This is a genomic window from Gillisia sp. Hel_I_29 (assembly GCF_000744275.1).
Taxonomy (GTDB): Bacteria; Bacteroidota; Bacteroidia; order Flavobacteriales; family Flavobacteriaceae; genus Gillisia.
On sequence record NZ_JQLP01000005.1, the window covers coordinates 915,978 to 930,782 of the forward strand.

The window sequence follows — 14,805 nt, forward strand, 5'->3', positions numbered from 1 at the left end:
CACTTATCTTTTAAAAGCTACCATTTAAATAATTTATTCCGGAAGCTATTTTCCTATGCATATTTTTGTTTAGAATCTGTAGGGGAATGTTCACATTCTTTCGGTGAGTCCCTACAACCCGCCTTACAGATTCTTTTGTAATTACATTTTAATTACTCTTGCTTATGACTAGAAAAGAAGTAGATGGCACGATTAATTTATCGGGTAAATTAACTTCAGGTAACGTATCTGAAATTGAGATCTGTTTGCAAGAAGCATTAACAGAAACCGCAGATCTGGTAATTGATTTGAACGATCTTAAATCCATCGATGTTTCTGGATACTTTATGTTATTTATTTTCAAGAAGAATGCTGTACTGGCAAATAAGAAGGTTACCTATCTAATTAACAGCACTCCAATTATTACTGGTAGCATTAACGGTATTAATCCGCCCAAATTGGCGCTCTAAGTCTGCTGCCTTATCAAGAATATTTTTTTAGTATTTAGATGCTGAACACTTAAATGAAGTTTGCAGCTACTTGCCATATTGTAGTTCTATCCAAAGAAAGATCTGCTTATATGCTTCCTCTCTTACAGGTAAGGGGGATAGTATAAGATCATGCATTCCGTCTTTAATAGTGCATAACGTTATATCTCCCTCAAGTGCTTTTCCATATTTATGGATATCGTTAATATTAAGAACGGCATCTCCTTTTTGCATATCATTTACCCATTCCCTTGTGTATATCGATCTACTGCTATGTAAAATAAGCATAGGAACATCTATTGTAGTATGATGGTGAACCTGTTTCTGAGCTTTGTGAATAGCATTTATAAAGCCCAGATTTACCTTTGGAATTTTATGTGGTTTCCAAGTAAGGGAATACTCCCATTCTCCAAATTTTTTTTGATGTAAGCTATACCCATAAAGTTTGGTAAACCCGCTAGAAATTAGTAGATCTGGTTTATGTTTTCCTATAAATGAGAGCATAGGAATGCCTAACTTTCTTTCTATACTATTTAGATTAAAACTGTAAAACGGACTGTTGCAAATAACTCCTTGAAATTTTTCACTGTGAAGATTTCGCCCTGCGTAATAGGTAAGTATTAATCCTCCGGTAGAATGCCCCATTAGTATAACCTGTTTATTTTCTTCAGATCTAATGATATCTAAAGATCTTTCAATCTCTTCATCATATTCCAGAAGACTGCGCACATTGTTCATTTTTTGATGCTTAAGCAGGGAACGTCCATATTTTCTAAGGTCTAATGCATAGAAGTTATAACCCTTAGCATTGAAGCGTTTCGCCAGCTCTTTTTGAAAAAAGTAATCATTAAAGCCATGAACATACAAGACCGCTTTAAATGTTGGAATTTTAGATTTTCTGCGCACTAGGGTTGCTAGAACTTTCCCCTCATAATCATCTTTAAGATCTAAGGTGCATTGTTCAAAATCTTCACCCAGAACATCTTTTGAATAATTAGAATTAATAAAATGTGCTATGGACATAGTTTATTCGGGTGATTGTGAGATGGCTTGTTTGTCTTTTTTAAGATATGATGATATCTTAAATTGAAGTAATATAAGCATTGCAAAGAAGGTTACCACTATAATTATTAGTAGCATTGTTATTTCTGAATGAATAGAAGTTAACCCGCCTTCATAAAATGCTATTTTTCTGAATCCGCTAAGAAATTGAGTTAATGGTATAAACTGGGCTACATTGGTAATTGCAGTAGGAATTGCTAGTGTGGGCCATGTGAAACCACTTAGTACGAATGCTGGAGTAGAAATAACCATTAAAAGCTCTGTAGCTTTCAACTGGCTGGGAATTGCAATAGAAAAAAGCATCCCAATATTCATAGATGCTAATGTTAAAAGAGAAGCTAAGACTAGCATTGGTAACGTAAAAATAGAAATCTCTATATTAAAAAATGGTATTAATAGGCTAACTATGATCCACATTAGAGGAATCATTAATAAAAATGGTGTAGATTTTAAAGTTATATGGAATAGAGACCACTTGCTTTCTTTTACTAATTTTGCAAAATATCCATCTTCAAAATCTCTAGCAAAAACCAACGCCATCGCCAAAAAGATGATTTGTTGCATTATAGCAGCAATAAGCCCTGGTAGCATAAAGTATAAGTAATTCCCTGAAGAATTATATAACTTATTGAAATTGATCTTAAAGCTTTCGTAGGCATTCATAGCTTCATTAGGGTGCATCCCCTGTTTTTTAAGACCTTCTATTTCAATTCCTGCATTTATCGTCATTAATACAGATTGTATATTTTTACTAGTAGTATTAGCATTTAAGATATTTGCCATATTAAGATCTACTCGAACTTCAGGATGTCTTTTCTGAAGAATAGCGGCTTCAAAATTTGCAGGAAATGTAACTACTGCGGCATATTGCTCTTCCGGCATTTCTGCCATAATATTACCAGGAGTAAACCTTAGATCTTTTACTAATAGCGTTTCATTATCATTAAAAGCATCAATAATTTTATCTGTAGTAGGACTGTGATCTTGGTCTATAATAAGTATAGGCAAGTCTATAACTTTTGCCTGCCCATATACATACCCAAATAAAACTCCGTAAAGAATTGGTGCGCCAAAAAAAATGGCAAGTAAAACATTGTTTGAAAAAATCCTTTGGAATTCTACCCGTATTAATCTTATAAAATCTTTCATAGACTTTATTGTTTAATTATAACTGTGGCATTAGCAAAGAAGGATTGTTCTTTATTTATTGAAGTTGGTACTACTTTTAGTTCATAGATAGATTCTGAGAGATCATATAGAGGAGCAGTACTTGTAATATCTGCGTACTGGGCTAATTGCTTAATAGATTTTACTTTTGCTTTGATCTCTTGCTCTGTATATGGATTAACAAGAACTAATTCTTTTCCTACCTCAAAATTATAGATGTTAGATTCTGGTACTGTGAATCTGAAGTATAGGCTGCTCCTAGCATAACCGTTAAAAAGGACGAAACCTGGAGAAAGTAATTCTCCCTCCTTCAGGCTAATAGTTTCAATAGACATATTTGTTGGTGCAATCATATATTTTTCTTTAGACGCAGATAGAACTTCTTCCTTTGCGCCAAGAGCTCTTTGTAATTGCCCTTGTGCCTGATCTATCTGCTCAGATCTAGCGCCGCTTGTAGCTTCTTTTCGTTTTGCATTTAGAGCTTCTACCTGTGCTTGTGCCATTTCCAGCTTCATTTCTACCTCATCAAACTGCTGTTTGCTTATTAAGGAATCCTTGTACATATTTAGCATTCTATTATAAGATTCTTTAGCAAATTCCAATTGCGCTCGTCCAGAATTTAGTTGCCCATCAATTTGATTGATTTGATCTTTTGTAGCACCATTGTTTGCCATATCTAATTGACCTTGAGCGGCTGTTATTGCGCCATTAGCCTGCATTACTTTAGCATTAACTTCTGGAATATCTATAATGGCAAGAGTGTCTCCCTTTTTAACAATTTGTCCTTCTTCAACATAAATTTTACTAAGCCTGCCAGCTATTTTTCCACTAACAGAAATAGTTTCAAATTTAACTTTGCCTATGTATGGACTCAAAGCCTCCTTATCATTACAAGACTGGAGCATATAGATGGTTAGTATAGCAATGACCAATGTTTTGAATATTTTCATTTCAATATTAATTTTGATTGTAGAAAGAAGTAATTATACCTTTTGCATGAAGCAATTCTGTAACTGCTCTGCGCTGATCGAAATAAGATTCTTGCAATTTAAAATTAGCTTTCTCTAGATCTGTAAGTGCATCTAGAACTTCTGTAATAGTGGCGAGATTGTTCTTATACTGCTTATTTACCATGGTATAGGTAGCATTTGCCAGATCTATTTCTTTCTCAACAATCTTTGTATTTTGAATTGAAGACTCTAAGGTTAGTTTCGCTTTAATTATGGATAGATCTATCATCTCTTCTGCCTCTTCAATTTGCTCACGATATTTCTGACTTTCAATCATAGACTTTTTGCTTTTCAATACTGCTTGAAAACCGTCGAATACATTCCACGAAACACCAACGCCTAAAAACCATTTTGGATCTAGTAAGGATAAGTCATCCTCAATAAATTCATAATGTCCTTTTAAACCAAGTTTAGGAATATAACTACTTTTCTCCATCTTAGATTTAAATAATGTCGCCAGCTCTGCTTCTTCTAAGGCTTTAACCTCATTTCTTTTTTCAGTTGAGGTACTTGAAGAATTTTCAAGCGAATCTAATTGAGGTGCTAGTTGCATTAACCTTTCTTTAGATTCTCCAGTAAGCTGATGTAAAGATTCGATAATTAGAACTCTGTTATGATCATACTCTAATTCCTTGCCATTTAATTGCTGCTGAGCGAGCTCTATCTTTTTTCTGCTTATAGGGGTTGCTAACCCATTTTCTATGGCCTTTTTAATATAATATTCCTGATCATCTAAATATTCTTTAGAGGTAGAAATAACTTTTTTGGAAGCATACACCAACGCAAGCTTGTCATAATATTCTATAATTTTTAAGGCAATTTTATCCTTATCTGCTAAGCCTTTATAAATTATGGAAGTTTTTTTATGTTCACTAGCTCGTACCGCGTTGGTAACTTCTAAACCGCTAAAAAGAGTCCAGTTTAGATCTACAGAAGATTTTAAGATATTCTTATCCTGTAAATTTGGAATATCTGTTAACGGAATATTTTCAGGAAAAGGTGCATTAAATGGAATGCCAATAGCTTCTTTTACTAATAATTTTTGAGTAGAAATTAGAAGATTCTGTGTGTCTGAGTCAAAAGTTATGTCGTCATCAAGTCTTGTAAAACTTCCGTTGAAGGTAAGCTTTGGAAGTAGTGCAGATTTTGCAAGCAAAGCATCTACTTTGGCTTGTTCTGCTTCAAATTGATTGATATTTAATGAATGACTTTTATCAACAGCTTTTTGAATTAGGTATTTAAGGGCTGGATCTAATTCTTGGGCATTAGAAACTGTGGCGTTAAGCGTGGTAATAATTATATAAATTAATACAATTTTATTGAGCTTTAATTGCATCTTACTATTTTAAGAATTCTCCTTTAAATATAATAAACATAGTAATTACTTAGTTTAATTAAGAATATAAATAGTTATTATTTACTTTTTTAAGTATTAATTTTTAAGGTTAAAATGGTACATAATGAGGTTTTTAAACTAAAAAAGCTGCATTCTTTAGAGATATGCAGCTTCTTCATAAATGTCTTTCTACTCAATTTATTCATCTAAGAAAGAGAGCAAAGGTGTTATAAAACTATCAAATTGCTCTATATGAGGTAGGTGTCCTACATTTTCAATTTCTATAAGTTTAGAATTTGGAATCTTTCGTTGCGCTTTTTTGCCCAATTCATTATAAAGTCCCATTTGATCTCTAATGGTATCCTCTACCAGAGCTTTACCTAATGCGGTTCTATCTCTGGTACCAATAATTAATAAAGTAGGAGAGGAGATCTCTTCAAATTCATAGATCACTGGTTGTGTAAAGATCATATCATAAGTTAATGCAGCGTTCCAGGCGATGGTCTTATAATCTGAGTTTAGTGTCCATCCCGCAAGTAAATTAACCCATTGCTCATATTCTGGTTTCCACTTATTATCGTAGTAACTTTCAAGTTGATATTTTTTTATGTTTTTATAATTGTTCTTCAATTCGTTCTGGTACCACCATTCTACAGGTTTATATAGTACTTTTAATTTCCAATCTTCTAATCCTATCGGATTTTCCAGGATCAGTTTAGTTGTGTTTTCTGGATACATCAAAGCAAAACGAGTTGCCAGCATTCCGCCCATAGAATGTCCCAAAATAGCGGTTTTGGTCACGCCAATAGAATCTAATAATGTTTTGGTATTTTGAGCCAGTTGCTGGAAGGTATATTGAAAATGTTGAGGTTTAGAAGATTTTCCAAAACCTATCTGGTCTGGAACTATAATTCTATAACCTTCCTTTTGTAGCGCATCAATTGTAGTCTTCCAATAAGCACCATTAAAATTCTTGCCGTGCATAAGCACTATATTATTCCCATTATAGTTCTCTGGTTTTATATCCATATAAGCCATCTCCAAAATCTGGTCTTGAATGCTTAGTTGAATTGTAGACACAGAATAAGGATATTCATAATTAGATAACTTTATATTTAACCATTGTAGCTCTTTATCTTGAGCCGATAACAATTGAAAACTGCTAACTAAAATTAGAAGTAGTATTAGATTTTTCTTCATTGCTTAAAAATTTTATAGCTTAGTAAAAATCGATTAGAGTTCCATTAGCAATAGTTGCGAATGGAACTCTAATAATCTTTATATTTTTATCTTATTTATGGTAAAATCTATATTAGTAATCTCACCGTTGATCTCATTAATTCTGGAATTGGTAAAATAAAGCTCATCTTGATAAATGCTAAAGGTATCTGCCCATCTTATCTTTTCTCCTTTAGCAAGATCAGTTATAAGATTAGATGAAATATTGAATTTCATGATACTATGATTTTCCAGATCTGCTAAATAGAGATTTCCTTTTTTGTCTAATATCATTCCATCTGGTGCAGATGTTTTAGCAATTAATTTCACACCTTTTTCAATCTCTTTTGAAGTTCCATTTACTAAAACATCAGTAGAAATGGCATATAGGCTATATCCGGTAAGCGCATGGTAGTAAAGAATATCATTTTCCGTGTCTAAAGCAATACCATCGGAATGAATTACATTCTTCCATTTTTTTCCGTCTATGGTAAGATGATCTGTTTCGGTAAGGGTAGAATAATGGTCATTTAATACTCTATTCGAAGCTCCTGTTTTTAGATCTAAAACTATAATTCCCGCATGTCCCGAATCTGTTAAATATACTTTCTGTTTTTTCTTGTCTATTCTAAGATCATTAATGTAAGAATCTGAATGAAAACTAGCATCCTCTAAAATGTACGTGCGTTTTAAATTATTATTCTCCAAGTCAAAAACAAAAATTCTTGGATTGTCTATTACTCCTTGAAATAAGGAATTTCGAGTATCTAATACATATAAATCATTTTCAAAAGCGAGTACAGATTGTACTCCAATAAATACAGAGTCTTTTGCCGGAGACCCAACTTCCCATGTGTTCCAGCTTTTGTTAGGATAAGCGTTGGAAGAACCATTTTCTAGAACTTCTACTACAGAATTCTCAACTCCTTTTCTCCATCTAGGAAAATTGGCAAACATTCTGCCTCTATCGCTAATACTTAATCCAGTAACCTGTTGCCCGCTAAAACTCGCAACATTTTCAATTTCCTTATCTGTAGGAGCGGGAATACTAAGAGACTTGCATCCTGCCAGAGATATTAATCCAATTAATAAAATTATCTTCTTCATCTTTAAATAGTATATAATTAAACAAGCATTGCTCTAAAAGTTTTAAAGCAATGCTTGTTATAAATAGTAGGTGTCTCCAATAAAGTCGGAGAGGGTTAGTGATAACTTACAGCCTATTAGATTTTTCAGTCTAATCTATAAGTTTAAAAAGCATAAATTAGAACAAATCTGCCATGCTTATAATTACTTTTCCTTTCGCCTTTCCTGTAGCTAGATATTCATAAGCATCTATAGCATCTTCAAAAGAATATATAAGATCTACAATAGGTTTTATAGTGTCATCTTCTACTAAGATTTTTACATCTTCCAACTGCTTGGCGTTGGGCTGCATCCATGTTAGCTTGTACTCTGCAGATTTTTCTTTCTTTAGTTTTGCTAACTTCTCAGGTAAGGAATAATCTTGCATTCCCATTTGTTTTGCAGTTTCCTCATCTGGTGGACCTACAATGGTAGTAACCCTTCCGCCTTCTTTAATAATCTCGAAAGCATCAAAAGTATAATCGTCTCCCAGCGTATCAAAAACTATATCTAAGTTATTCGCAACCTCTTTATAATCTTCGGTTTTATAATCTATTACTCGATCTGCTCCTAGTGCCTTTACCCAATCTACATTTTTAGTGCTTGTGGTGGTATAAACAATTGCGCCTTTGTATTTAGCAAACTGTATAGCAAAACTTCCAACACCCCCAGAACCGGCATGTATAAGAATTCTATCTCCCTCTTTAATATTTACTTTCTCTAAAGCCTGCATCGCAGTTAATCCTGTTAGCGGCAGTGCACTTGCCTGTTCAAAAGAAATGTTTTCTGGTTTTAATGCAACCATATCAATATTAATGGCAACAAATTCTGCAACCGTTCCCATTTGCTCTTGTGGGACTCTAGAATAAATTTCATCTCCAATTTCAAAGTTCTTAACCTTGGAACCTTTTTCTACTACAACCCCACTTACATCGTAACCAATGGTGGCAGGAAGTTTTAAGGATAACATATCTTTTAATTTACCTTCCGCAAGTTTATAATCTATTGGATTTAGAGAAGCCGCTTTTACCGCTACCAGAATGTCATTATCATTAAAAGATGGTTTGTCTACCTCTTGTATGGAAAGACTATCTTTAATTTCTCCATATTTAGTTATTTGTAAAGCTTTCATAATTATTTATTTTAAGTTGATTGAGATGCAATTACCTCATTTTGTAAGTCTTTATTGAGTAGATTAATTAGTTTATCTAATGTCTCTTTTAAAGAAATAATATCTTTAAGTTCTACTTCTTCTGAAATTAAAGATCTTAAAAGAGTTTGTGGAATTGGAATAGCATCATTTTTATAATTTAATCCTTTTTTAGTTAGTTCTACAACTATGCTCCGTTCATCTTTTACAGATCTTGTACGCTTTAGTAAATCCATTTGTTCCATTCTCTTAATTAATGGCGATAGCGTATTTGTATTTAATTGTAAGTTACTTCCTATCTGATTAACGGTTAGTTTCTCATGCTCCCAAAGAACCAGCATTACCAAATATTGTGGATAAGTAAGGCTCATTTTCTCTAAATATGGCTTATAAGCTTTTGTTATAAGTCTGGATACTGAATATATCGGGAAACAAATCTGGTTCTCTAACTTAAGTTGATCTTCTACTTTCATGCATTACTTCTTTGCATTTCTCCAAGCGGTCCATGCACCAGAAGACCACAATGCCCATGCAATTAATACAGGCTGAAAAAATAATCTAATAAGTCTGGCTCTATCAGAATTTAAGGCTCCAAAAGCATCTTTCCCATCTAGATATTGAGCTACGTTCCCTGGAAATACCAGAATAAAGAAGATCGCTAAGGTCCAACCAATATTCACACGCTGATTTTTCCAAAATAAAAGTGCTAATCCCAAAGCCATTTCTACTATTCCAGAAAGAATTACTACTAGATCTTTACTCATAGGAAGCCAATCTGGTACCTGAGCTTGAAAATCTACTCTGTTAAATGTTAGATGACTAAATCCTGCGTAGATCATAAATACCGCAAGTACTATTCTAAAGATCTTTTGTGTTAAGCTAGTTTGAATTACATTTTCCATATTGAATTTTAAGTCTATTAATATTTATATCGTGCACGATACAAATATAAGGCTATTATCTAACAACCTTATAAAGCGTGAAAAAGGGAATGATATATTAAACATATCAAAGCGATTCTTTATCCCAATAATATTAATCACACCATCATAGAATTATTATCATCCCTTAATATCATTGTACTATATAATTGATAATTAGCTATTTATTGTGGGATGTATTCTAAAATCTATGAGCTTTTTAAAGTTAAAGATAGTTGACTTTACCGCGCATTAAAGTTGTGTTAATCTTTGTTGATCAACATTCAAACGAATCAATAAGGAATATAATCCTACAATTATGGTGACGATAAACAGTCTTACTACTTTTATTTCTGATTGCTAAAATACTCAGTTAGTAAAATTTGAAATCTAGATAGAAATATAGGGAAGATTGCATCTATTCTGAAAACACCGTCTTAGTCTCTATGGTTGATGCTCCTATAATTTTACGCCATTGCAAAACCCAAAATCAGATACATGATAGAAGTTATAATTCCTCCAAGTATTGCATAAGGCAACTGCGTTCTTACATGATCTATATGATCACTTGCAGAAGCCATGGAAGAAATAATAGAAGTATCTGATATTGGAGAACAATGATCTCCAAAGACTCCACCTCCCAAAGTTGCTGCAATAATAAGTGGTAATTCTGCTTGGTGTGCATTTGCCATAGGAATAGAAACAGCTAACATAATTGCAAACGTTCCCCAGGAAGTACCTGTAGAGAATGCAATAAAAGAACTTATAATAAATACCACTACAGGTAAGAATTCTGGAGATAACCATTCTTTTGAAGAGTTAGCTATAAACTGGCCGGTTCCTAATTGATTACATGCGTCTCCAATGGCAAAAGCTAAAAGCATAAGGAGCGCCAACGGCATCAATTCACTAATCCCTTTAATTACCAGATCTATCATTTCTTTAGTTTTCATGATCCCTTGAGATCTATATAAGATCATAGCAACCAAAATGGCAGTGCAAACTGCATACAACACAGAGGAAGACCCAGAACCTTGACCAATAGCCTGATAAAGATGATCTCCAAAAGAAGTATATTCTTCTACTGCTGCCCATCCTGTAGCTGCTAAATTTATAGGCATCATAAATACCATTGTAGCCAATGGAATGATCATATTGTAAGCTTTAGCCTTAATGCCTTCTTTTGGTTTATAAGAAGTAATTGTGTCTGAAAGCATAGGCTTTGAATTTTCATTAAAGAGTTCTCCGGTTTCCTGAACTCTCTTTTCAGCTTTAGCCATAGGGCCAATATCTTTTCTAAATACGATTACAAGAAAAACTATTAAAATGGCTAGAATAGGGTAAAAGTTATAAGCAATTGAAGAAAGCATCAGGGAGAATGGATTTTCCAAGCCTTGGGTTAGTAATAAGCCCATAATGAATGCTCCCCATGCGTTAAACGGAATTAAAATAGAGGTAGGGGCAGAACTGGAATCTGCAATATAAGCTAACTTTTCTCTTGATATCTTTAGCTTATCAAATACAGGTCTGTATAAAGTTCCAACCGTTAATGAGCTAATACTTGTTTCTACGAATAGTAAAATACCTGTTAATAGTGCAAGTAACTGAATAATGACCTTGCTATAACCGGTTTGCTTTTTCTCAAAATAACCAATTAATACATTCAATTTATTGATAAAACCTTCAACACCTCTAGAATATTGTATAAAAAGTAAAAGCGCACCAACCAGTGCACTAAACATAATAGTTCTGGTATTGCCTTCAGATTTAAATACGTTTACCAAACCCTCTATTGCAGCAACAGTACCGGTTAGAAAATTCCAATCATTCATGATGATCCACGAGAACCAGATCCCAAATAGTAAGGCTATATAAACCTGTTTGGTTTTTAAAGCAAGAATTATAGCTATTACTGGAGGTAGGATGGAAAGCAAACCGTAATTTTCCATAGGCGTAGTAAACAGTGGTAATTAGATTTTTGAAAGAAGCAATAAATATATAAAAACAATTCCAACTATAATATTTTGGAACTAAGAGGCGCCTGAATTAATTGGCCTTTTATTTAAACTTACAACCTCAGTATTTTAAAAAATACGCTCAAGAAGAACTGCTAAAACCTTCTTGAGCGAATTTAATTAGATAAATTAGTCTTTAAGTAAGGTCTCGTTAAATAGTTTTAGAATTCTTTTATATTCATCTGTCCAGCTACTAGGCTCTACAAATCCGTGATCCTCCAGAGGATAAACAGCAAGTTCCCAATTATTCTTACCTAATTCAATTAATCTTTGTGATAATCTAACTACATCCTGAAAATGTACATTTACATCTAACATTCCATGTTCTATTAATAAATTACCCTCAAGCCCTTCAGCAAAATAAATGGGAGATGAGCGTTTATAAGCTATAGGGTCATCTACCGGATTATTAAGAATGTTAGAAGTATACCCATGGTTGTAGTGAGCCCAATCTGTTACAGATCTTAATGCAGCGCCAGAGGTAAAAGTTTCTGGTTCATTGAACATTGCCATTAAAGTTATAAAACCACCATAGCTACCTCCATATATGCCAACTTTATCTTTATCTATCCCTAATTCTTTAACTAAATAAGTTGCACCGTCTACTTGGTCTGATAGGTCTTTACCTCCCATATGTCTATAGATCGCGGTTCTCCAATCTCTTCCATAACCTGCACTTCCTCTATAATCTATGTCTAATACAGTATAACCAAGGTCTGTAAGTAAATTATGGAACATATATTCTCTAAAATAGCTAGACCACCATTTATGCGCATTCTGAAGATATCCTGCTCCATGAACAAAAATCACGGCGGCTCCATTTTTAGCAGTTGCACTAGGTTTATAGATTCTTGCAGGAACCATGGCTCCGTCTTCAGCTTTAAAGTTTACAATTTCTGGATCTCTCCACGGGTACGCTTTAAATTCTTCTGATAATCCTGAGGTGAGTTGAGTGGCATTATCTTTTTGCTGGGTTTTCTTAAGAAATAGTTCCCATGGCTTATTACTATATGAATATAAAATTGCCATACGCTTTTCATCTGGGGAGAGATACACATCGTTATTCCCAGACATGCTAGTAAGCTTTTCCATTTTCCCTCCCATAAGAGGCATTTTATAAAAATGTCTTTCTTCAGGTCCCACTTCAGAGGTGGTTAAGAACCAGCTTTTGCCATCTTTTGATATAAATGGATCAAAAACTTCAAAACTACCTTTTGTAAGTTGTTTTTTATTTCCGGTATCTACATTAAGAACATATAAATGAGAATACCCAGATTCTTCAGATTGAAAATAAATATTCTTATTATCTGGAAGCCATCCCATAGTCTCATAACCTGTTGCATATCCTATCCCGGGACCATTAATCCATGCCTCATCTCTTTGTCTGTCTAAGCTTTTTAAAACTCCTGTGGCTAGATCTAAACTTGCAATCCACCTATCTTTATTATCTTGAGACCTAATATTTACTATAGCTCGTTTTCCATCTTCAGAAAAATAAGTAGCAGCCGGAATAACTTCACGCACTTCTTTTTCCCAATTCTTTTCAGGATAATCTTTAGTGTAATCTGGAAGATCTGTAATACCAGGCAATCCATCAGTTTTCACAATGTAAACACTGTCATTCTCTACAGAATAGATAAATAGTTCTTCTTCTTCAATCTCATCTCCAACTTTGGATCTTGCAGGTAGATTAACAGTATATCCGGAAGCATCTACATAGTTCGGAACATCTGTATATTTATTTTTTACCGGAGTAGTAAGATTAAAAGTAGCAAATTTGCCATCTGGAGAAAGGTGTAGGTTAGAAACTTCTTTATCTCCTGTATAAAAGCTTGTTGGATCTTTTTGAATACTATTATAATATGCTTCAGATTCTTCTCTTTTAATTTTGCGCTGATTGACAACTTCTAGAAGTCCTAGATTTTCATTTTTCAACCATTCATCTTTAGTAGATAGTTTCTCGTTTTTCTCAGGTTCATTTCCAGGCTTTATATTGGTGATCTTTTCTAAGAAACCTGTTTTTAAATGAAAAAGATATAAGTTGTTTTTCATGTTGAAGCTAACCAAATTTTCATCTTTTAAAAATTCAGCATTCCTAACATTCTCCCCTAGATCTAAAAGTGTTCTGGAAGAATTGTCTTTAGAACTGAAAAGCATTAACTTTCCATCTTTCGTGTACAGTTTTGCGCTTCTATCTTTATTATAAATTCCATTGAAGGTGAGTGTTTTTATCTCTTTCTGGCCAACTTTAACAATCTTCTCCGGAGCATTAAGCTGTATTTTATACAAAGAATCTGAAGGGTCTTCCTGCAGATTATAGTTGAAATAGAGAGTGCCTCCATTTTCAGCCCACTTTACATTAGAAGGAATCGTCCCCATCCATTTAGGATCCTTCATTATTTTCTCTACACTAAGACTAGATTGTTGAGCTGTTATTATTTGAAAGCTAAAGAAAAGTAAAATGGTAAAACTTAATATTTTGAAGTGTGAATGCATGGTAAATACCCGGTTTAGATAATGATGTTTTTTTGAATTTAGAAAGATATGAAAATTATGTGATTAGCATTTTATCTTAGTACTTGTTAAATTTATGTAGAACCACATTCATTATTTTCATTTGGAATTTATGGATACCTCTACAGTATTTTTTATCTTTCGCGAATGAAGAAAATTGAAGAATTAATTAGAGATATTCCAGACTTTCCAAAAGCTGGAATACAATTTAAAGATATAACTCCATTGCTTCAAGATCCGGAAAGAGTAAGAGAAGCAGTTACAAGTTTTGCTAAATCTTTAGAGGGGAAAACAATTCATAAAGTTGTAGGAATTGAAGCTCGTGGATTTCTATTTGGTATGTTGCTGGCGGAAAAATTGAATGCTGGTTTTGTGCCTATACGTAAGCCTGGGAAACTTCCATATAAAACTTTTAGTGAAGAGTATGATCTGGAATATGGTTCTAATACGCTAGAGATTCATCAAGATGCAATTAAAAAGGGAGAGAATGTAATTATTCATGACGATGTGCTCGCTACAGGAGGTACAGCAGAAGCAGCTTGTAAATTGGTAGAAAGAATGGGTGGTAATATTGTTGAATGTAATTTTATAATGGAGCTAAGCTTTTTAAATGGAGCAGATAAATTGAAAGATTATAAATTACACTCTTTAATAACTTACTAATCAGCTTAATTTTAAAATAAAAATTAATGAAGAAATTTAAATTGCAATATTTCAAATTAAATTTTGAAGTATAACTCTTTTGATAAGAGATGATTTATTTCAACAAGTAAAATAAAAAAGCCGAAAGCATATAGCTTTCGGCTTTTTAGATCATTAAA

The 14,805-nt window shown here is 33.3% G+C and carries 13 protein-coding genes; 2 read left to right on the forward strand and 11 right to left on the reverse strand.

Annotation, left to right across the window (positions count from 1 at the left end; translation table 11 throughout):
* The first annotated feature begins 164 nt into the window (after window positions 1–164).
* Window positions 165–449, forward strand: a complete 285-nt coding sequence (locus tag P163_RS09210) for an STAS domain-containing protein (RefSeq protein WP_034889947.1) — start codon at window positions 165–167, stop codon at window positions 447–449.
* A gap of 66 nt (window positions 450–515) precedes the next feature.
* Here P163_RS09210 and P163_RS18295 read toward each other — a convergent pair whose 3' ends face one another.
* The 11 genes from P163_RS18295 to P163_RS09265 all read right to left on the reverse strand — a co-directional run bounded on the left by P163_RS18295 (window position 516) and on the right by P163_RS09265 (window position 13,966).
* On the reverse strand, window positions 516–1,490 hold the full coding sequence (locus P163_RS18295; RefSeq protein WP_034889950.1) for an alpha/beta hydrolase: 975 nt from the start codon (window positions 1,488–1,490) through the stop codon (window positions 516–518).
* Window positions 1,491–1,493: 3 nt separating this feature from the next.
* Window positions 1,494–2,678: an ABC transporter permease gene (locus P163_RS18300; protein WP_034889953.1), complete on the reverse strand. Its 1,185-nt coding sequence runs from the start codon at window positions 2,676–2,678 to the stop codon at window positions 1,494–1,496.
* Between the two features lie 5 nt (window positions 2,679–2,683).
* Window positions 2,684–3,646, reverse strand: a complete 963-nt coding sequence (locus P163_RS09225) for an HlyD family secretion protein (protein WP_034889956.1) — start codon at window positions 3,644–3,646, stop codon at window positions 2,684–2,686.
* A 7-nt stretch (window positions 3,647–3,653) separates the two neighbouring features.
* Window positions 3,654–5,042 (reverse strand): TolC family protein, encoded by a 1,389-nt coding sequence (locus tag P163_RS09230; protein ID WP_034889959.1) that lies wholly within the window; start codon window positions 5,040–5,042, stop codon window positions 3,654–3,656.
* Window positions 5,043–5,240: 198 nt separating this feature from the next.
* On the reverse strand, window positions 5,241–6,242 hold the full coding sequence (locus P163_RS09235) for an alpha/beta fold hydrolase (RefSeq protein WP_034889963.1): 1,002 nt from the start codon (window positions 6,240–6,242) through the stop codon (window positions 5,241–5,243).
* A 78-nt stretch (window positions 6,243–6,320) separates the two neighbouring features.
* Window positions 6,321–7,367: an L-dopachrome tautomerase-related protein gene (locus tag P163_RS09240; RefSeq protein WP_034889966.1), complete on the reverse strand. Its 1,047-nt coding sequence runs from the start codon at window positions 7,365–7,367 to the stop codon at window positions 6,321–6,323.
* 157 nt (window positions 7,368–7,524) lie between these two features.
* Complete coding sequence (locus tag P163_RS09245; protein WP_034889969.1) at window positions 7,525–8,517, reverse strand: NADP-dependent oxidoreductase; 993 nt, start codon at window positions 8,515–8,517, stop codon at window positions 7,525–7,527.
* An 11-nt stretch (window positions 8,518–8,528) separates the two neighbouring features.
* Entirely contained in the window at window positions 8,529–9,008 is a 480-nt protein-coding gene (locus P163_RS09250; protein ID WP_034889971.1) for a MarR family winged helix-turn-helix transcriptional regulator, read from the reverse strand.
* Window positions 9,009–9,011: 3 nt separating this feature from the next.
* Window positions 9,012–9,437: a DoxX family membrane protein gene (locus P163_RS09255; protein ID WP_034889975.1), complete on the reverse strand. Its 426-nt coding sequence runs from the start codon at window positions 9,435–9,437 to the stop codon at window positions 9,012–9,014.
* A gap of 485 nt (window positions 9,438–9,922) precedes the next feature.
* A complete protein-coding gene (locus tag P163_RS09260; protein WP_034889978.1) occupies window positions 9,923–11,404 on the reverse strand; it encodes a Na+/H+ antiporter NhaC family protein in 1,482 nt (493 codons plus the stop codon).
* A 195-nt stretch (window positions 11,405–11,599) separates the two neighbouring features.
* Window positions 11,600–13,966 (reverse strand): alpha/beta hydrolase family protein, encoded by a 2,367-nt coding sequence (locus P163_RS09265; protein ID WP_034889981.1) that lies wholly within the window; start codon window positions 13,964–13,966, stop codon window positions 11,600–11,602.
* Between the two features lie 165 nt (window positions 13,967–14,131).
* Between P163_RS09265 and P163_RS09270 the strand changes: the two genes are divergently transcribed.
* On the forward strand, window positions 14,132–14,647 hold the full coding sequence (locus P163_RS09270; RefSeq protein ID WP_034889984.1) for an adenine phosphoribosyltransferase: 516 nt from the start codon (window positions 14,132–14,134) through the stop codon (window positions 14,645–14,647).
* Window positions 14,648–14,805 lie beyond the last annotated feature (158 nt).